Source organism: Streptacidiphilus sp. PB12-B1b (genome assembly GCF_014084125.1).
In the GTDB taxonomy this organism is placed as follows: Bacteria; Actinomycetota; Actinomycetes; order Streptomycetales; family Streptomycetaceae; genus Streptacidiphilus.
This window is the reverse complement of sequence record NZ_CP048405.1, coordinates 742014-761237: the sequence shown is the minus strand read 5'-3', so window position 1 is coordinate 761237 and position 19224 is coordinate 742014. Positions and strand designations below refer to the sequence as shown.

General features: G+C 74.0%; 13 protein-coding genes. 4 read left to right on the top strand and 9 right to left on the bottom strand.

The genetic code is table 11. The features are described from left to right. Positions 1-116 precede the first annotated feature (116 nt). The 3 genes from GXW83_RS03565 to GXW83_RS03555 all read right to left on the bottom strand — a co-directional run bounded on the left by GXW83_RS03565 (position 117) and on the right by GXW83_RS03555 (position 3482). Positions 117-638, bottom strand: a complete 522-nt coding sequence (locus GXW83_RS03565; protein ID WP_182441449.1) for a hypothetical protein — start codon at positions 636-638, stop codon at positions 117-119. A 51-nt stretch (positions 639-689) separates the two neighbouring features. After that, positions 690-1955 (bottom strand): hypothetical protein, encoded by a 1266-nt coding sequence (locus GXW83_RS03560; protein WP_182441448.1) that lies wholly within the window; start codon positions 1953-1955, stop codon positions 690-692. A 147-nt stretch (positions 1956-2102) separates the two neighbouring features. Next, positions 2103-3482: a transcriptional regulator gene (locus tag GXW83_RS03555; protein ID WP_182441447.1), complete on the bottom strand. Its 1380-nt coding sequence runs from the start codon at positions 3480-3482 to the stop codon at positions 2103-2105. A gap of 246 nt (positions 3483-3728) precedes the next feature. Here GXW83_RS03555 and GXW83_RS03550 point away from each other — a divergent pair, with 246 nt between their 5' ends. Beyond that, complete coding sequence (locus GXW83_RS03550; protein ID WP_182441446.1) at positions 3729-4481, top strand: bifunctional DNA primase/polymerase; 753 nt, start codon at positions 3729-3731, stop codon at positions 4479-4481. A 353-nt stretch (positions 4482-4834) separates the two neighbouring features. Here the strand turns inward: GXW83_RS03550 and GXW83_RS03545 are convergent, their stop codons facing one another. Beyond that, positions 4835-5524 carry a metal-dependent transcriptional regulator gene (locus GXW83_RS03545; protein WP_182441445.1) on the bottom strand — a complete coding sequence of 230 codons (690 nt, stop codon included), beginning with the start codon at positions 5522-5524 and terminating at the stop codon, positions 4835-4837. Positions 5525-5754: 230 nt separating this feature from the next. Between GXW83_RS03545 and GXW83_RS03540 the strand changes: the two genes are divergently transcribed. Further along, positions 5755-6504, top strand: a complete 750-nt coding sequence (locus GXW83_RS03540) for an SIS domain-containing protein (protein WP_182441444.1) — start codon at positions 5755-5757, stop codon at positions 6502-6504. 4 nt (positions 6505-6508) lie between these two features. Here the strand turns inward: GXW83_RS03540 and GXW83_RS03535 are convergent, their stop codons facing one another. Beyond that, positions 6509-7924, bottom strand: a complete 1416-nt coding sequence (locus GXW83_RS03535; protein WP_225446734.1) for a PAS domain-containing protein — start codon at positions 7922-7924, stop codon at positions 6509-6511. A 422-nt stretch (positions 7925-8346) separates the two neighbouring features. Here GXW83_RS03535 and GXW83_RS03530 point away from each other — a divergent pair, with 422 nt between their 5' ends. Both GXW83_RS03530 and GXW83_RS03525 read left to right on the top strand, forming a co-directional pair. Continuing rightward, a complete protein-coding gene (locus tag GXW83_RS03530) occupies positions 8347-9264 on the top strand; it encodes a DUF4231 domain-containing protein (protein WP_182441443.1) in 918 nt (305 codons plus the stop codon). 105 nt (positions 9265-9369) lie between these two features. Then, positions 9370-10239 (top strand): alpha/beta fold hydrolase, encoded by an 870-nt coding sequence (locus tag GXW83_RS03525; RefSeq protein WP_182441442.1) that lies wholly within the window; start codon positions 9370-9372, stop codon positions 10237-10239. 69 nt (positions 10240-10308) lie between these two features. Here GXW83_RS03525 and fxsT read toward each other — a convergent pair whose 3' ends face one another. The 4 genes from fxsT to GXW83_RS03505 all read right to left on the bottom strand — a co-directional run bounded on the left by fxsT (position 10309) and on the right by GXW83_RS03505 (position 19216). After that, entirely contained in the window at positions 10309-14271 is a 3963-nt protein-coding gene (fxsT, locus tag GXW83_RS03520; protein ID WP_182441441.1) for an FxSxx-COOH system tetratricopeptide repeat protein, read from the bottom strand. Beyond that, on the bottom strand, positions 14271-15719 hold the full coding sequence (locus GXW83_RS03515) for a TIR-like protein FxsC (protein WP_182441440.1): 1449 nt from the start codon (positions 15717-15719) through the stop codon (positions 14271-14273). The genes fxsT and GXW83_RS03515 overlap by 1 nt, the downstream gene beginning before the upstream one ends. 105 nt (positions 15720-15824) lie before the next feature. Further along, positions 15825-16688 (bottom strand): aminoglycoside N(3)-acetyltransferase, encoded by an 864-nt coding sequence (locus tag GXW83_RS03510; RefSeq protein ID WP_182441439.1) that lies wholly within the window; start codon positions 16686-16688, stop codon positions 15825-15827. Between the two features lie 14 nt (positions 16689-16702). After that, positions 16703-19216 (bottom strand): FxsB family cyclophane-forming radical SAM/SPASM peptide maturase, encoded by a 2514-nt coding sequence (locus GXW83_RS03505; protein WP_225446733.1) that lies wholly within the window; start codon positions 19214-19216, stop codon positions 16703-16705. Between the last annotated feature and the right edge of the window lie 8 nt (positions 19217-19224).

Genomic DNA, 19224 nt, shown 5'->3' with positions numbered 1-19224 from the left:
GGGGTGTCCTCTCGGTCCTCGCATGTCAGAGGGACCAGGGTGCCACAGCGGGCGGGTGCCGGGTCCGCGCGTCTCACCCGGCGGCCGCCCCGGTCGCGGCGCGCCCGCGCCGGGCCTCAGGCGCTGGTGCGCAGCAGGATGCCGAGCACCGCCAGCGAGCGCGGCGGCAGCTCCGGGTCCTCGCCGTCGTTGGCGCTGAGCAGCGCGTGGGCGTCGCGGCAGGCCCGCACCGCCTCCGGCCAGGCGTGGTGCTGCAGGTAGGCGCTGGAGGGGGCGTCCGGGCCGACCTGGTGCAGGATCCGCAGCACCCGCAGGACCGCCGCGTCGACCAGCCCGGCCTCGGCGGCGTCCCGGAATATCGAGCCGACGTACTTCTCGGCGGACCAGCGGTCCAGCCAGGTGTCCTCGACCAGGCGGTAGACGGCGTCGGTGACGTCGCCGTACCCGTCCCGGCCGAGGACCCAGCACTCCTGCTGGAACGCGGGGTCGCCGAGCATGTGCAGGGCTGAACGGACGCGGGCCCGCCAGCGCCACCAGGGGATGTCAGTGAGCGGCATAGCGCCCATGCTGGCGGAACGGGTGCCCGTTCGAGAAGACCTGGAGGGAGCCTGCTGCAAACCGCGCGGTGAATCCTGCATGAGGGTCGATACTACGTTCCCGCACGAAGGCCGCCCGCCCGGGCGTGACGCTCAGAGCTGGCTCCCGGAGCGCTTGGGCATGCCGGTCGCCCCGGCGATCACGTTCCACAGCCGGGACGCCTTGGCCTTGGCGGTCGTCGCGGTGCCGCTGGCGGCGTCGCCCTCGGCCAGCTGGCCGCCGCCCTTGGGCTTGTGCGTGTGGGCGCAGCTCTCCTTGGACGCGGAGGCCCAGGCGGCATAGTGCGAGTCCGCGTCGGCGGACGCCTGCCAGCCCTGGCGCAGCGCGCTCACCAGCTCGGTCCCGTCGGTGAGCTTGTCGGTCTGCAGCAGGTCGAGCTGCTGGACGAGCTGCTTGCGCAGCCCGGCCGCGGTGGTCAGGTCCTGCCGGGACTGGTCCAGGCTCTGGCAGTCCTTGATGTTGCCGACGGCGGCGATCACGGCCGAGCGGCCGTTGGCGGCGGTGGCGAGCAGATCGGACAGGGCCTGCGCCTGCACCGTCGCCTGGCTCGCCCCGGCGGCGGCCGAGCCCGAGGGCGCGACGCTGCTGGACGCCGTGGTGCCGGTCTTGGTGCCGCTGCCGCCGCCGGCGGCCAGGGCTGCGGCGCCCACGCCGACGACGGCGCAGGCGGCGATGGCGGCCAGGGCGATGGCGCGGTTGGAGAAGCGCCCCCGCAGCGAGCCCCCCGAGCCGCCCGAGCCCGCGCCGGGGCCGGGCCGACCGCCCTGCTGTCCGCCGCCGTACCCGCCTGCCGCCGGCCCGCCGCCGTACCCGGGCTGGTGGCCGCCGTAGGAGGGCTGGGCCTGCTGCCCGTACGGCGGCTGCTGGGCGTAGCCGGGCTGGTCGTAGCCCTGCTGGTCGTAGCCCTGCGGCTGGTGGCCCTGCTGCTGGCCGGGCTGCTGCTGGTAGCCCTGGTCGTAGCCCTGCGGCTGCTGGTAGCCGTAGCCGGTCTGCTGCGGCTGCCACTGGCCGACCGCGGTCGGGGCCGGATCGGCGGGCGCGGCCGGGAACGGCGGCAGGAACTGGGTGGACGCCTCGGCGACCGGCGCCCCGGCCATCGGGCCGACCGTCGGCGCCACGCCGGTGGCCTCGCCGAAGTACTCCGGCTGACCGGTGCTCTCGGTGGCCTGGCCCAGACCCGGGCCCTGGCCCATGCCCGGGCCCTGCTCCTGCCAGGGCTGCGGCAGCGGCTCGCGCGAGGAGTACAGCACCTCACCGGCGATCGTTCCGCCGGTGGCCGCCCGGCCCGGGTCCACGGGCTCGGGGCGGAACAGGTCGTCCGGGGTCAACTCATCGAAGTTGGGGCGGCGGTGGTTCAACGCGATTCCTCACTTCCGCCCGGCTCGGGCGGCACTGCCCCCGCATCGGCGCGGGACCACTGATCACGACAGCGGCCCACGCTACCGGTTCATCCTCACGAGTGGCCACGACCCCAGTGGATTGACCGATTCCGCTCCCTCCGCGGCTCAGGCCGCCGCCTCGGCCAGCGTCCGCGCCTGGAACTCGCGTACCGCCCGCTGTTCACGGTAGGGCTCCAGCCTCCGCCGGAAGTCATCCAGGTACTCCGCTCCGCGCGCCGAGCGCAGCCCCGACATCAGCTCGACCGCGAGCGCGCCCGTCTCGCACGCCTGTTCCAGGTCACGCAGCTGCAACTGGGCCGTCGCCAGCAGCACCAGATCCACCGCGCGCCTGCGCACCCGCGTCTCCGGGTGGGTCTTCAGAGCCTCCTCGGCGTACCGGGCGGACTGCCGGGGCTGCTCCAAGTCCCGGTGGCAGTGCGCCAGTTCGTCGGCCAGGTAGGCCCGGTCGAAGTGGCCGATCCAGTCCGGGTCCTCCTCCGGACAGCTGTGCTCCATGGCCTCGGCCGCCCGGGCGGCCACCGACTCGCAGGAGCGGACGTCGCCCAGCAGCGCGTGCCCGCGCGCCTCGGCGACGTAGAACAGCGACATGGCCGTGGGCGTGGCCGAGCCGCGCGCGCCCTCCTGGGCCGCACGGGCCAGTTGGGCGATCTCCCGGGGGTTGCCGAGGCTGGCCGCGAGGTGGCTCATCGAGGCCGCCAGCACATAGGCCCCGTAGGCGCGGTCGCCCGCTGCCTGGGCCAGCCGCAGCGCCTGGATGTAGTACCGCTGGGCCAGCCCGGGTTGGCCGGTGTCGATGGCCATGTACCCGGCCAGCTCGGTGAGTCGGGCCACCGCCGCGAACAACCTCCGCCCGGTGTCCTCCCGGTAGGAGCCCGCGAGCAGCCCGGACACCACGCTGTTGAGGTAGTGCACCACGACCGGGCGCACATGCCCGCTGCCGAAGCGGTGGTCCAGCTCGACCAGCATGGCGGTGGTCGCGTGCACCGCCTCGACGTCCGCCGGGCCCACCCGGGCACCGGAGTTGCGGGCCACCTGCGGGTCGGCGCCGGTGATCAGCCAGTCCCGGCTCGGCTCCACCAGCGCGGACGCCGCCACCGAGGCCCCGGTGAGGAAGTCGCGGCGGCCGACGTCGCTGCGCCACAGTTCGCACACCTGCTCCACCGCGCCGGCCAGGCTGGCCGAGAAGTGCAGGCCGATGCTGGACGAGAGGTTCTTGCCGTCGGCCATGCCGATCTCGTCGACGGTCACCGGGCGTCCCAGCTTGCGTCCGATGGCCTCGGCGATCACCGCCGGGGCCTGTCCGCGGGGCTGCTGGCCGCGCAGCCAGCGGGCCACCGAGGTCTTGTCGTAGCGCAGGTCCAGCCCGTGCTCGGCCCCGCAGAGGTTGACCCTGCGGGCGAGCCCCGCGTTGGAGCACCCGGCCTCCTGGATCAGCGACTGGAGCCGTTCATTGGGCTGTCGTGCGACCAGTGGTCTGGCGGCCATTGAGGATGCCTCCCCCTCGAACGTGCCCGGCACCACGCGGGGAGCAGGCCGCTACACGCGTGAATCCCTCGTAGTGCCATGGCAATTGAGACAATCTATCCAGGGTAGCGATCCGCCCCGGTGAAGGGATACCCGCCGCACGGCCCGGCACCCCGTGTGCGCCCCCGTCCATGCACCGACGCGCCCCCTGTGGCCGATTTTGCCGATCACCCGTAACCCGCCCCGCCGCCGCCAGTTGTGCACGGCGTGGAAGACACCCTGGGAGCCACCCGGCCGGCCGGCCCGGTGCAGCAAGCCGCTCGTGACCTGCTCGTCGACGCGGCGGTGCGGTACGCCGAAGAACGACACTGGGAGGTCTCTCCGGGGACCTGGCTGATCGAGGACGACGGCCCGCTGCGCTGCTCCTGCGGCGACGCCGGATGCCCCGCGCCCGGCGCGCACCCGGCCACCCGGGACTGGGCCCGCAAGGCCAGCGCCGGGCCCGGCGTGGTCCGCCGGTGGTGGACGGACAACCCGCTCGCCTCGGTGCTGCTGCCGACCGGCCGCACCTTCGACGCCATCGACGTCCCGGAGATCGCCGGATGCCTGGCGCTGGCCCGGATGGAGCGGATGGGCCTGCAGCTGGGCCCGGTGCTGGCGGTTCCCGGGGACGGCCCGGGCGGGCCGGGGCGCGGGCGGCGGCTGGTGTTCCTGGTGCTGCCGGGCTCGCTGCCCAAGCTGCCGGAGCTGCTGCGCCGGCTCGGCTGGGGCCCCGGGCGGCTGGACCTGGTCGGGCACGGCGAGGGCGACTGGGTGATCGCGCCGCCGACCCGGGTGGGCGTGCACGGCTTCGCCCAGTGGGCCCGGGAGCCCACCGCGCTCAACCGCTGGCTGCCGGAGGCGACCGAGCTGATCAACCCCATCGCCTACGCCTGCGGCCGGGAGGCCCCGCTGTCCTCCTCGGTGCCGCTCTCGCCGTCGCTCTCCGCCGCCGCGCCGATGCCCGCCGCGGTGCAGTAGGGCGCCCTGTGCAGGCCCGGTCCGGCTTTCCGACAGGAGCCGGACCGGGCCGTCGCTCTGCCCGTCGGGCCGTCGTGCGAAAAGTGTGATCACTACCCGCGCGGACGAGTGGAAAAGCCCCACGTTCGAGTGACAGCGCTCAAGGATTGGCCGCTCCGGCCGAGGGGAGAAATCCGGACGTAAGCGTCCACGGCAGGGGCCACGAAGGGAGACGGCAGGCAGGGGGAAGCACCCGGAGGGGAAGCCGGGGCCGGGGTGCGGGGGAGACGGAACCGGGGGACGGGTGTGGACCAGGTGCTCGGGGAAAAGTCCCGGTCCACACCCGACCACCGGAGCGGCCAGGTCGGGCCCGATCAGGTGGTGGCGACGAAGACGTGCGCCGCGATGTCCTTGTCCAGCTCGGCCGCCTCGCCGCCGCTGCTGACCAGCACGCCGCCCGGGGAGGAGGTCACGCTGACCACCGCGCCCGGCTGCACGCCGGCCCGCCGCAGCGTGTACATCAGCTGGGCGTCGGTCTGGATCGGCTCGCCGATCCGCCGCACCACCACGTTCCTGCCCTCGGCGCCGGAGGCCAGGCCGTCCAGGCTGACGACGACCTCGTCGTCGCCCTCGCCGGGGGCCTCGCCGAGCTCCTCCAGACCGGGGATGGGGTTGCCGTACGGGGATTCGGTCGGGTGGCGCAGCAGTTCGAGCACGCGCCGCTCCACGGCCTCGCTCATCACGTGCTCCCAGCGGCAGGCCTCGGCGTGGACCTGCTCCCACTCCAGGCCGATGACGTCCACCAGCAGGCACTCCGCGATGCGGTGCTTGCGCATGACGCGGATGGCCAGCTTGCGGCCGGACTCGGTGAGCTCCAGGTGTCGGTCGTCGGCGACCTGGAGCAGGCCGTCGCGCTCCATCCGGGCCACCGTCTGGCTCACGGTGGGCCCGCTCTGCTCCAGGCGCTCCGCGATCCGGGCGCGCATGGGCATGACGCCCTCTTCCTCCAACTCGAAGATGGTGCGCAAGTACATCTCAGTCGTGTCGATCAGGTGACCTGACATCGCCGCGGGCTCCGTTCCTCGTCGTCCAGCGTCGTCGCAGTGCAAGTCTGACGCATACCGCCGACATTCCCGGCCGCTGCGGCTCGGGGCACGGTTGACAGCGGCCCTCCCAGGCAGCACCGTGCCTCGGGTGCACGGCTCGGCCGCACCAGGGGCCAATCGTCATGCCAACCATCCCACAGGCACCCATAGCCACCCGTACTTCGACACCGAAAGCGAGCGCACCTTCGATGAGCGATCTGGCCGGGCAGTACATCGACGCAGCGATCTCCCTGTTGCAGCGGGTCCGCGACGAGGAGGCCGAGCCGATCGGGCGCGCGGCCGAGGCCCTGGCCCGGACGGTGCGCGAGGGCGGCCGGATCTTCGCCTTCGGCGCCGGGCACTCCTCGCTCGCCGCCCAGGACGTCGTCTACCGGGCCGGCGGCCTGGTGGTGATGAACCTGCTCGCCGTCCCCGGCGTGACCGGCGTGGACGTCATCCCGGCGCACCTGGGCAGCGCCCTGGAGCGGGTGCCCGGCCTGGCCAGCACCACCCTGGACGCGGGCCCGGCCCGCAGCGGCGACCTGCTGTTCGTGATCTCGCTCTCCGGACGCCAGGTGATGCCGGTGGAGCTGGCCATGCACGCCCGCGAGCGCGGCCTGACCGTGATCGGGGTGACCTCGCTGGCGTACCCGGCGGCGGTCAGCTCCGGGCACCCCTCCGGGACGTACCTGAAGGACCAGTGCGACATCGTCCTGGACAACAAGATCGCGGTCGGCGACGGCGAACTGACCGCCCCCGGCGCCGACACCACCTTCGGCCCGGCGTCCACCATCACCACCGTCGCGCTGATGCAGGCGGTGGTGGCCACCGCCGTCGGCCGACTCGCCGACGAGGGCCTCAACCCGCCGCTGTTCCGCTCCGGCAACGTCGACGGCGGCATGGCCTGGAACGCCAAGCTGATGGCCGACCACCGCGAGCGGATCTTCTACAGCTTCTGAGCAGTCACGCCTGGTGGCCGGTCTGCGCGGCCAGGTCCACCGCGACCGCCACCCGGGCGGCGACGTCCTCGGCGTAGGCGGTGTCCGCCCGGTCGAAGCGGTGCCGGCTGGGGCCGCGCAGGAAGGTCAGCACGCCCACCGTCCGGCCCCGGCTGCGCAGCGGGGTGCACAGCGCGTGGACCGTCCCGGCGGGCCAGCAGCGCAGCGCCGCCCACTCGGGCGCCCGCGGCAGGCCGGTGTCGGACAGCGCCACCGTGCTCCCCTGCTGCGCCGCCCGGCGCGCGGGGTGGACCTCGCCGTAGCGGACCGGGATGCCGGTCGGCTCCAGGGCCGCACCGGCGTCGTCGCCGAGGCCGCCGACCGGCGACACCGCCGCCCGCACCAGGCCGCCGTCGCCGTCCGCGCCGCCACCCGCCGAACCGTCCGCACCGTCCGCGCCGTCCGAACCGTCCGGGCCGTCCCCGGGCTGGAGCAGGTCCAGCAGGGCCTGGTCGGCGAAACCGGCCAGGACGTAGTCCAGGTAGCCGACCGCGCCCTCCATCGGGTCCTCGCACTCGGCCGCCGCCTGCCCGGCCCGGCGCAGCTGCGAGGCGCGGAAGCGCAGCACCGTGCCCTCCTGCTCGGCCTGCTCGTGCAGCGTGACGTCCTCGAAGAACCAGGCCACGCCGAGCGGCACCGGCTCCTCGCCGAGCGGGGAGCCCAGCCGGACGAACTCGCTGCGCCAGCAGCGGCGGCGGCCCGGATCGGCCCGCAGCGCGGCCCACAGCTTGACCCCGCTGAGCGGCTTGCCGGTCGCCAGCACGTGCTGCAGCGCGGCCTCCAGCTCCTGCACGCCGTCGCCCAGGACCTCCCCCAGCGGGTGGCCGAGCAGGGCGGTGCGGTCGCAGTCCAGCCAGCGCGCGGCGGACTCGCCGACGGCCGCCGGGCGCAGGTCGGCGTCGACCAGCACCACCCCGGTCGGGGCCTCGTCCAGCATGGCCTCGGCCAGGCCCAGCGAGCGTTCCAGCTCGACCTGCGCACCGGCCTCGGAGAAGGCGAAGTAGAGCCCCAGCGGGCTGCCGTCCGCCGCGGTGACCCGGTGCGCCTGGGCGCGCACCAGCACCCGGCGGCCGTCCCGGGTCAGCAGCGCGAACTCGTGCACCCGGCCGCCGGGCGGCTCGCCGGGGGCGTCCCCCGCTCCGGCCAGCAGCTGGGCGCGGACGGACTCGGCGTCGCCGGGGCGCAGCGCCCAGCCGTCGAGCCCGCTGCGGCCCACCGCCTCGGCGGCGGTCCAGCCGAGCAGCCGGGTCGCCTCGCGGTTCCAGTGCGTGAGCACGCCGTCGACGTCCATCGCGGCGAGGCCGACCTCCATGCCGTCGAGCAGGACGGCGAGCAGCCGGGTGTCCGCGTCGACGCGTACCACCGGTCCTTGGGCGTCCACAGCGCGCACCTCCTGGCGGTTCCGAGCCGTGCGGGTTCCGAGCCGTAGGCCATTCAACTCGCACACCAAGCCGGTTACAGCGATTTCCGTCAAAAATCCCCCGGAGGGGAGCCGGGGTGTGCAGGCCGCGACAAAAGTCGTTGCCCCCGGGCGAGGGGCGTGCCTACAGTGGCGGCACACGCGAAAGGAGGTGATCCGGAGTATGAGTTTCTCTGGGACCAGTGAGGTGGCTGCTGCCTAGCAGCCCAATCAGTTCTTCGGACTGTGTGGCAATCCACAGCTAGCCACCCGGCCCCCGGGCCCGCCGGCCGTCCTCCGGCGCCCGTCCTGCGCGGACGGGAGACAGCCCGGGGGCTGTCCCTTTTCCCCGCCGTCGCGTCACACTGGTCGTGGACGTACGCGACGACACGAGGGGGATGTCGATGGTCCGCAAGGAACCGCCCGGCAATCGGGAGCGGCAGCTCTTACCCGAGCCCTTCTGGACTGCGGACGAGGCCTCGCTGGCCGGCCAAGGGCTGGCACTGCGCTGGTACATCGGCCAGATATCGATGCTGCTCCTCGCCGCCGTGGTGGGCGTCTTCACCATCCACGCCAAGGGGCTGAACCTCGCCCCGGCGCTGTCGGTGCTGGCCTTCGTCGGCGCCTGGTACTTCTGGGACCGGCTGCGCTCGGAGAACCCGCAGGCCCGCTGGTACGAGGGCCGCGCGGCGGCCGAGTCGGTGAAGACCCTGGCCTGGAAGTACGTGGTGCGGGCCCGGCCGTTCGCGGGCCCGGCCGAGTCGCCGGAGGCCGACAGCGCCTACGAGCTGCAGATGGGCGAGGTGTTCCAGGCGTTCCGGGACAGCCCGGTGATCCCGCCCGACTCCCGGCCCGCGATCACCGACGAGATGCGGCGGCTGCGGGCCACCCCGCTGACCGTGCGCCGGGACCTCTACCTGCAGGAGCGCGTGCGCGCGCAGCGGACCTGGTACCTGTCCCGGGCCGACATGTGCGACAACGAGACGGCCAAGTGGCAGCTGGTGTCCATCGCCGCGATCATCGTCGGCGGCGGCTTCGCGGTGCTGCAGATCTTCAACGTGGTGCCCTGGCACGTGCTGGGCATGTTCACCACCGTCGCCGCCTCGGTCACCGCCTGGACCCAGCTCAAGCAGTTCGGCCCGCTGGCCTCGGCCTACCGCCTGGCCGGTACCGAACTCGACCTGATAGAGGTCCAGTTGAGCCGCCTCGACCCGGCCTCGGCGGACGCCGAGGAGTCCTGGTCCCGGCTGGCCCGGGACGCCGAGGACGCCGTCTCCCGCGAGCACACCATCTGGCGGGCCCGGCGCGACCGCCGGGTCTGAGCCCCGGCCCGGAGGAGGGCACCCGAGGCACACGGGCGCACCGGACACGCAGGCGCACCAGGCACCGAACGGCACGGAACCACCCACCCAACGGGAGGAAACCGCGTGACGACACGGCTCGTCAAAGCAGCCGACGGACGGGCGATCGCAGCGGAGAGCTGGGGCGATCCCGAAGGCGTGCCGGTGTTCCTGCTCCACGGCACCCCCGGCAGCAGGCTCGGCCAGGCCCCGCGCAGCCCGGTGCTGAACTGGCTCGGCATCCACCTGATCACCTTCGACCGGCCCGGGTACGGCGACTCCGACCGCCGCCCGGGCCGCCGGATCGCCGACGCGGCCGAGGACGTCGCCACCGTCGCCGACGACCTCGGGCTGACCCGGTTCGCCGTGGTCGGCCGCTCCGGCGGCGCGCCGCACGCCCTGGCCTGCGCCGCGCTGCTGCCCGAGCGGGTCACCCGGGTCGCCGCGCTGATCAGCCTGGCCCCCCGGGACGCGCCCGGCCTGGACTGGTACGCGGGCATGGCCGAGTCCAACGTCCGCGCCTACACCGCCGACGACAAGCGCGGCAGCTCCGGCATCGCCGCGACGCTCCAGCTGCGCTCCCGGGACATCCGGGCGGACCCGTCCCGGCTGATCGCCGAACTGCGCCGGGAGCTCACCGAGTCGGACCGGCGGATCGTCGCCGACCCGATGCTGCGGCAGATGCTGGAGCTGAACTACAGCGAGGCGCTGCGGCACGACGCCGGGGGCTGGATCGACGACGCGCTGGCGTTCCGGCGGCAGTGGGGCTTCGACCCGGCCGACATCCGCCGCCCGGTGCTGCTCTGGCACGGCCAGGACGACACCTTCTCGCCGGTCGAGCACACCCGCTGGCTCGCCGACCGGATACCGGGCGCCAAGATGGTGCTGGAGCCGGGTGCGGCGCACTTCGCGGCGTTCCGGATCATGCCCGGCATCCTGCGCTGGGCGGCGCACTGACGGCACGCCGAGCCCGTCCGACCCGGTGCTGTGCGGTCGGGCCGGACGCGGCGCGCAGCGCGCCGGGCGCTACACCGGCTGCAGCTCCAGGTCCCGGTTGATCCGGCGCCAGGCCCGGCAGGACTGGGTGGTCGGGTGCTCCTCGCCGAACTGCCGCACCATCTCCTCCAGCACCGGCGTGCGCAGCTCCTGCGCCTCCGCCCGCCGCCCGGACTCGCGCAGCGTCACGGCCAGGTTGGCCCGGGCCACCACGGTGTCCGGGTGCAGGTCGGTGTAGTTGTGCGAGAGCCCGGCGATGGCCTCGCCGAGCAGTTCCTCGGACAGTTCGAAGGCGCCCTGCTCGCCGTAGCCGTTGCCCAGGTTGACCATGGCGATCAGCGAGTAGTGGTGCATCGAGCCGAGCACCTCGCGCAGCTCGGCCAGGGTGCGCTCGCCGAGCTCCACCGCGTCGTCCACCGCGCCACTGCCGCGCAGGTAGATGCCCAGGTTGTTGGCGCAGGCCAGGGTGAACGGGTGGCGCGGGCCGAGGGAACCCAGGTAGCCCTGGTAGACCTCCTGGGCGGCGTCCCGGGCCGCCTCCTTGTCGCCGGAGGCGCTGAAGTCCGCGGCCAGGTTCAGCGCGCAGGCCAGCGCGTCCGGGAAGTTGGCGCCGTAGCGCTCCAGGTAGCGGTCGTAGGTCTCGCGGGTGATCTTGCGGGCCTCCTGCTGGCGCCCGGCCTTGCGCAGCGCCACCGCGAGGCTCTTGGCGTAGCGCAGCGTCGGCAGGTCCACGCCGGGCACGGCCGAGTACTCGACCTGGAACTCCTGCAGCAGTTCCACCGATCCGGCGAAGTCGCCCAGCGAGCGCAGGTCCTCCGCCAGCGCCGCCTTGGTGGTCAGCGTGTACGGGTGCAGCGGGCCCAGCACGCTGGAGCGGCGGTCCAGGTTGCCCCGGTCGAGGTCCCTGGCCTCCCGGTACTGGCCGGTGAAGCGGTAGTCGATGGCCAGGTTGTGGGCCAGCGCCATGGTGCGCGCGTGCTCCTCGCCGAACATCTCCTTGAACTTGTCGTAGGTCTCCAGGTCCAGATCCAGGGCCTCCTGGAAGCGGCCCAGTGCCCGCAGGTCGGCGCCGATGGAGCCGGCCGTCATCAGCGTGTACGGGTGGTCCGGGGAGAGCACCTGCTGCTGCCGCTCGCGGGTGTCCTGGTCGTACAGCAGGGCCTCCTCGAACCGGCCCTGGGTGCGCAGCACGTTGGCCAGCTGGAAGCGCAGCAGCAGGGTCTGCCGGTCGCGCTCGCCCAGCTTGGTGATCCACAGCTCGTGCAGCCGGCGGCCGAGGTCCTCGCCGGCCTCCAGCTCGCCGCGCTTCCACAGGTAGCGGACGCGGTCGATCAGCAGCTGCCGGGTGTCGGGCTCGTCGCACTCCTCGGCCAGCGAGGGGCCCAGGTGCGGCCAGATGCGTTCGAACGGCGGCCAGTTCTCCGGGTCGTCCATGTCGTCGACCAGCGGGCGGGCGCCGACCAGGATGCGGTGCACCTCGTGCATGGTGCGGTCGCGCTCCTCCGGTTCGAGCTCGGAGCGGATGACGGCCTGGACCATGCGGTGGATCTGGAAGGTGTTGCTGCCGGCGTCGACCTTGGCCAGGCCGTACCGGCCGATCGCCTGGATCACCTTGCCCAGCATGAACTTGTCCTGGAGGTCCGGGTCGTAGGCGACCAGGGTCCGGATCATCTGGTCGCTGTAGAACAGGCTCATCGAGATCGGGTCGGCCGAGAAGAACGCGCACAGCTGCAGCAGCCGGGCAGCGGCCGGGGACTGCTCGCGCAGCCGGGCGATGGAGACGTTCCAGGTGGCGCCGAAGACCGAGGGGTAGTCGGCGACCTGGGTGGCGGCCAGCGCCACCGGGGCCTCCTGCTGGAGGGCGGCGACGTAGGTGGAGACCGGGGTGCCGGTGGTCTCCAGCCAGGCGGCGGCGATCTCCACCGCCAGCGGCAGGTCGCCGACGGCCTCGGCGACCTGGTTGGCGTCGTGCCGGCTGAGGCCCTGGGCGCGGCGGCACAGGTGCTCGATGGACTCGCCGCGGGTGAAGACGTCCACCTCCAGCGTGACCGCCTGCCCGGACCACGCCTGGTTCCGCGAGGTCACCAGCACGTGGCCGGGGCCGCCGGGGAAGAAGCGCTCGATCTTGGCCGGGTCGTCGGCGTTGTCGAAGATCAGCAGCCAGCGGTCGATCCTGCCGCCCCGGCGCAGCGCCTCCTTGGCGGCCTCGGCCGCCTCCGCGACGTTGTCGCCGACCTGCAGCTCCAGCCGCCGGGCCAGCTCGGCCAGGGCCAGGACGACCTGGTCGGACTGCTCGGCCTCGATCCACCACACCAGGTCGTAGTCGGCCATGAAGCGGTGCGCGTACTCCAGCGCCACCTGGGTCTTGCCGACGCCGCCGAGCCCGTACAGGGTCTGCGGGGTGGGCAGCACCACCGCGGCGGTGCCGCCACGCAGCTGGTCGCGCAGCTGCTCCAGCACGGCCGAGCGGCCGGTGAAGGCGGGGTTGCGCAGCCGGACGTTCCAGATGGCCGGGCGGGTGGCCGGGAACCGGGGCAGGTCCCCGGCGATGGGCTCCAGGTCGGCGTCGGCGCGGCCGAGGGCGCGCAGCAGCGCGGCGATGGCCGGGGCCTCGTCCAGCCGGACCAGGTCGACCGCGTTGCGGTTGCTGAACGGCGTGGTCAGCCGGACGTCCCCGACCCGGACCGGGATCAGCTCGCGCCGGCCGCCGGTGGGGTCGGCGCCGGTCACCGACTCCCAGACGGCCTGGGCCTGCGGGGAGCGCACGTACGCCGGGGAGAGCACGGCGACGGTGCGGGCGGCCGCGTCCACGCCGCGTTCGGCCTCGCTGCGCGGGTCCGCGCCGACCTCGCGCGGCACCACCCGGACCCCGGCCCGGCTGAGCACCGACTCGATCCAGTCGGCCCACATCCGGTCCTCGGGCGCGTACGACAGGAACACGTCGGTGGGGACGGCCGGGCGGCGGCGGGTGAAGGAGTCGATGTAGCGCTGCCGGACGTCCTCGGGCATGGCCGGCAGCCCGGCGACCCGGTTGTCGGTGATGGCGGCGGTGAGCCGCTCGCAGGCGGCCAGCATGGAGGTGGGCGAGCCGGGCTTGTCGCCGAAGGTCGCCAGGATCTCCTCGTAGGCGTAGAACGGCCGGTAGGGGATCTCCACCGAGCCCCAGTAGCGCAGCAGTTCGGCCTCGTCCAGGCCCGCCGGGAGCCCGTTGAAGCGGCTGCGGGCCAGCGCCCGGCCGGCGTCGGCCTTTTCCTTCTCGCCGTCGTCGATGCGCATGGGCACCGGCATGATGGTGATGCCGCGGTTGCGGTAGCGGTCGGCGATGTGCTGGGCGATGGCGGAGGCGCCCTCGATGCTCTGCCCGCTGAGGGTGAAGCAGACGACCAGGGTGTCCGGCATCTCGACGGTGCAGATCTCGGCGATGTCGGACAGGCCGGTGCGGCTGTCGATCAGCACGTAGTCGTAGTGGCGGCGCATGTCCTCGCGCATCGCCTCGAAGAAGCGGGCGCCGTTGAGGTCCTCGTAGAAGCGGTCCCAGTTGACGCTGGCGACGGCGGTGGCGTAGTCGCTGTTGGTGAGCCCGGCGGAGAGGAAGTCCAGGCTGCCGGTGCCCGGGAACAGCGGCCAGTTCAGCGAGACGGCGTGCGGCCGGACCCGGGCGAACTCCCGGTGCCAGTCGGGGGCGCGGTCCAGCCCGCGCATGGCCTCCTCGCGGTACTCCTGGATCAGGTCGATCACGCCGGTGCTGGCGCCGGGCACGGCCGGGTCCAGGAACGGGTGGAAGAACCGGGCCAGCCCGGGGGCCTCCAGGTCCCAGTCGACGGTGAGCACCCGGAAGCCGTTGGAGGCCAGGATCCAGGCGGTGTTGGCGAGCGCCATGGTGCGGCCGGTGCCGCCCTTGTAGGAGTAGAAGGTGATGATCTGCCCGTCCCGGTCGCCCCCCGGGGGCCGGCTGTCCGCCGCCGGTGCCGCCGTTGTCCGGATGTCCGTCATCAGGTCCCCTCCGCCGGGTCCGCCTCGCCGCTGCCAGGGTGTGCGCTGCCGTTCCAGGTGTCCTGCTGCTCGTGACCGGTGGGGCCGCGCGGCGGCCTGTCCCCCTTGGCGGTGCCGCCGGTGAGGGCCTCCCGCAGATTGGGCCGGGGGCGGCTCGCCTCCTCGGCCGGGGGCTGCGGCCGGGTGCGGTCGACAAAGCCCGACATGGCCCGGAACGCGGCCACCGGCAGTTCCCGATCGAAGGCCGACAGCGTGGGCAGGCCGTCCTGCACGCCGCGGAAGGTGGGCCGCAGCTCGCCGCGGCTGCGGCTGAGGGTCTCGTCGGCCAGGCCGCCCAGGTCGGGACCGGCCGCGCGGCAGTCGGGGTCGTCCTCGGCCCACGGCTCCAGGATGCTGATCCAGCTGGGGTTGCGCTCGTCGAACCGTTTCACCAGCGCCTGCCGGGCCGGGTCGAGCAGGGCCCAGCGGTCCAGCAGCAGCACCCCGGGCGCGCTGGGCTCCTCGCCGCCCCCGGCGTCGCCCCCGGCGTCCGCGCCGTCCTCGCCGTCCGCCGCGGTGCCGGCCGCGCCGTCGGCGCCGGGCTCGCCGGGCGGGCCGAGTAACTTCTCCGCCTCGTCCTCGAACAGGTGGACGCTGGTGTGGAAGTTGAGCTTGCTGACCACCCCCTGCGCGTGCCGGACCAGCGACAGGTCGCTCTCCCGCCGGTAGGGCTGCCAGTCCAGCGCTGAGGAGCCGTACGCGTGCGCCGCCCGCCCCGGCGGCAGCTTCCGCACGTCGCAGGCGAGCACCGAGATCCGCAGCTGGCGGGCGGGCTCGGGCGGCTCGAAGGCGCTCTGCAGGGTCAGGAAGTCGTCGGTGGTGCCCGGTTCGATGTACACCGACTCGGCGACCTGGACGATGCGGTGCGCCAGCCGGTGCACCGCCAGCTCGTACGACTGCCGGAAGTAGCCCAGCTTGCTCAGCGCCAGCATGCCCTCGTTGAGGTAGTCCGTGCCGAAGTCGCTGTGGTTGAACTGCAGGCTGCTGGCGACCGAGGGCAGGTTCTCCCGGGGCACCCGCACCCACCAGACCGGGACGATGCCGGTGTGGTGGTCGCCGCCGTACCGGGAGACCACCCGGCGGGTGGCGAAGCCGCGCCACTCCTGGCCGCAGGGCTCGCTGCGGAAGTAGCGGGGCGAGTACAGCGGCACGAACACCCGGCAGCGCGCCAGCGCCTCGGACAGCCGGCCGACCCAGCCCTCGCCCAGGTGCATGCCGCGGTCCATGAAGCCGACCGGGACGCCTTCGGGGTGCGGTGTGATCTCCATGATCGCTTCACAGAGGTCGTCGTAGAGACGGTGCACCCAGAGGTTCGGATCGTGCCCTGACGAACCCGTTCCCGGAGTGTGCGCATAGCTCAGGAAGAAGTACGGCCGGGCATTCTCGCCCAGTCTTCCCGGGTCAGTCACTCGCGCCACCCCCGTGGACCATCACGCCTTGTCGCACCCATTCGAACCCGCGGGCAGAATGTCCGTCAACCAGGCGTGCTTCATCGGATTCTGACGGGCGGTGACCTAAAAGAGCGCCCGGTTCGAAGGATCGGACAGCCATCCTCTCGCCGCATCCACCGCCTCCACCACCGGAACGCGAAAACATTCCGCCGCGCCCAGCAGTCCGCGCCCGAACTCGACCCTGGCCCGGACCGCCGCGCCCAGCCGCGGGAAGTGCCGGTCGTCCAGGTCCAGCCCGGTGAACTCCAGCCAGCGGCGGGCGCCGCCGGCGTCGCGGACCGCGCAGCCGTAGCGGCGCAGCGGACGCCAGTCGACCTGGTACTCGGCGAGATGGTAGGCGGTGCACAGCCAGTCCGGAAGGCCCGCCAGCAGCACCGAGCCGCCCAGCTTGTAGAGCCGCCCCAGCGGCGACTCCTCGCCCAGGTGGCACTCCGGCCGGTGGTCGCGGGTGATCTCCTCGGCGTCCGGGCCGACCGCCGTGAACGAGGTCTGCGGGTGGGCGCTGCGCAGGGCGCCGTCCAGGGTGCGGATCTCCTCGGAGAGCCGGCCGACCGTCGGCGAGCACGGCGTGCTCCGCGGGTCGAAGGCGGGCAGCGACGCCCGGTAGCGCTGCACCGACGCCGGGTCCAGGCCCGCCGTCGCCGCCCGGAACTGCCGGGAGGTGTCGGAGTTCTCCGGCGTGGCCGCGTACGCCACCAGCGTCCCGGTGGGGCCCAGCGCCCGGCGCAGCGCGGCGGCCACGGCCGCCGATCCGCCCCGGACCGGGCCGATGCCGCGCAGCGACGCCTGGACCATGAGCGTGTCGCCCGGGCGCACGCCCAGCGCGGCCAGGTCGGAGACCAGCTCCGCCTCGGTGCGCTCCGCCCCGGCGTCCGGCCCGGCGCCTGCCCCGGCATCGGTGGTGGCGTCGTGGGTGGCATCTGTCATGGCAGCCTCCCGGCTCAGAGCCGTGCCGTGCCCGCGCCGGTCCGGGCCGACCAGTCCGCCCTGGTCGCCTCCAGCGAGCGCTGCGCCGCGATCAGAGCACCGCTCTCGACCGACTCGTCCAGCCAGGGTGCCACCCGATCGCGCAGGCCGACAGCGAAGCGCAGACCCAGGGGCGTCAGCGAGCCGGAATCGGCCAGGGTCTGCGCCGCCTCGGCGGTGCAGCTGCGCCAGTAGGCGAAGTTGAACGCCGCCTGCCGGGCCGCCTCGGCGTCCACGCCGCTCCCGGCCCCGGCCTGCGAGCACAGCACCGCGCGCCAGAACTCGACCACCGCCAGGTGCGCGTACGTCCCCTGCAGCAGCATCTCCAGCGGGCGCGGGTCCGGCCGCCAGGGGGCGTAGAACAGCCGGTCGTCCTGCGGGTCGTACAGGTCGTGGAAGTCCAGCACCGCCCCCAGCTTCACGTGCTGGAACTCGTGCACCAGCAGTTGCGCCAGCAGCTGCTGCCCGGCGGCGCCGGGGCCGCCCGGGCGGGCGATGCCGACCGCGCCGAACGCCTGCCGGGCGGCGGCGCTGACCTCCCGGCCGTCCGTTCCCGGACGCAGCGGGGTGACCGTGGCCAGCCCGGCGGCCAGCCCGGGGGCGTAGCCGGGCAGCTCGGCCGTGACGAAGCGCCAGGCGCCGGCCAGGGCGCCCTCCCAGGCGGCGAACGCGCCGGAGTCCAGCCGGTCCTGCACCGGCCACTGGTGGCTGTCGCGCTGCGGGTCGGTGTCCTCCAGCGCGACCGTCCACGGCCCGAGGGCGCCGGAGGCCGGGGCGGTGATCCGGCGCAGCGGCTGCCAGCGGCCGTCGGCCTCGGCCCAGCGCACCCGCAGCCCGGACTCCCCGCCGGTACCGGCCGCGCGGACGGTGAAGCCGCCCTCGGCGGCCCGGACGACGGCCTCGGAGCAGCCGGGCAGCCGCAGCACACCGAGGCCGGGCAGCCGCAGCAGGCCCGCCCGCACCGGGACGGCCACCGGCTCGGCCAGGCCCGCCCGCAGCGCGGCGGCGGCGGCCAGCTCGGCCAGCCCGCCCAGGTCGGCGGCGGGGCCGGGCTCGCCGGTGAGGCAGCGGACGGCCCAGGTGCGGGTGTACGGGTGGCCGAGGACGGCGTCCAGGGCCTGCGCCCCGGCGGCGTCGGCGTCGAGCGCGGTGAGCAGCTCCCAGGCGGCCCGGGCCGAGCGGTCCGGGTCGGCGGCCTGGTGCCAGACCCGGCCGAGCAGCGTCCGGGCGATGTCCAGCTGCTCGGCGGCGAGCAGCCGGACGGTCTCCGCGCCGCCGTAGCCGGAGGCGAGTTCGGCGAGCTGGTCCCCGGTGAGCAGGGATCCGGCGGCCGCGGGCGCGGCGGCGGGGTCAGCAGTGGCGGTGGCGCGTTCGTGCACGGTGCGGGCGTCCAGGTGGGTGATGAGTTTCATCAGGTCGGGGCAGAAGACCGAGGGGTTGTCGAAGCCGCTGCCCTCGCGGTAGCGGTGGGCGTACAGCCCGCCGCCGCAGGAGCGCACCACCGGGCAGGAGCGGCACTGCCCGCTGAGACCGGCCAGGCCCTGCTGGCGGTCGATCATGCCGGGGTGCCGGGCGGCGGCGTCGAAGGAGTCGGCGAAGACGTCGAAGCCGGTGGCGGGGGCGCCGTCGAAGGCGGTCTTCAGCGAGTCCGCCTGCTCCAGGGTGCCGTCGGTCTCGATGACCACCAGATCGGCCGGGTCCAGCCCCAGCGACTCGGTCAGGCTGCTGCGCCCGCTCAGGGTGCGCAGCACCGAGTCGAAGATCCGCACCGGGACCGGGCGGCGCTGCGACTCCCAGCGGTCGAAGACGGTCAGCAGCCAGTCGGCGTACGGCTCGGGGCGGCCGTCGGGCCGGGGCGGCGGCTGCTCCCAGGTGGCATGCGGCAGCAGGAAGTCGATGCGCGGCGGTTCCAGCTCCAGCAGCGCGTCGTAGACGGCCACCGGGTCGTTGGCCACGTCGATGGTGCACAGCAGACCGGCGTACAGGTGCCGGTAGCGCGGCTCACGCAGCAGGGTGACGGCCTTGATCACCTGCGGGTGGGAGCTGCGTCCGTCGGCGTAGCGGCGGTGCCGGTCGTTGGCGGCGCGGTCGCCGTCGAGGGAGATGCCGACCTTGATGCCGTACTCGGCGAAGAGGTCGCAGAAGCGTTCGTCCAGCAGCACGCCGTTGGTGTGGATGCGCAGGTCGAGGGCGCAGACCCCGGATAAGGCCCGGTTCAGTTCGGCAGCGGCCCGGCGGAGCCCCACCAGGCCGGCCAGCAGGGGCTCCCCGCCGTGCAGGACGACATGGACGGTGCCCAGCCCGTGGGCGCGGGCGTGTTCGGCGATCCGCTCGGCGGTGCGGGTCAGCACCTCGCCGGAGGACGCTTTCGGCCGGCCGCGCCAACTCGTGTCGGCGTGCTCGTAGATGTAGCAGTGATCACAAGCAAGATCGCAACGGCTGTGCATTTTCAGCACGAATTGCCGAAAAGGCACCACGGGTCTGTCCATGACCTGGC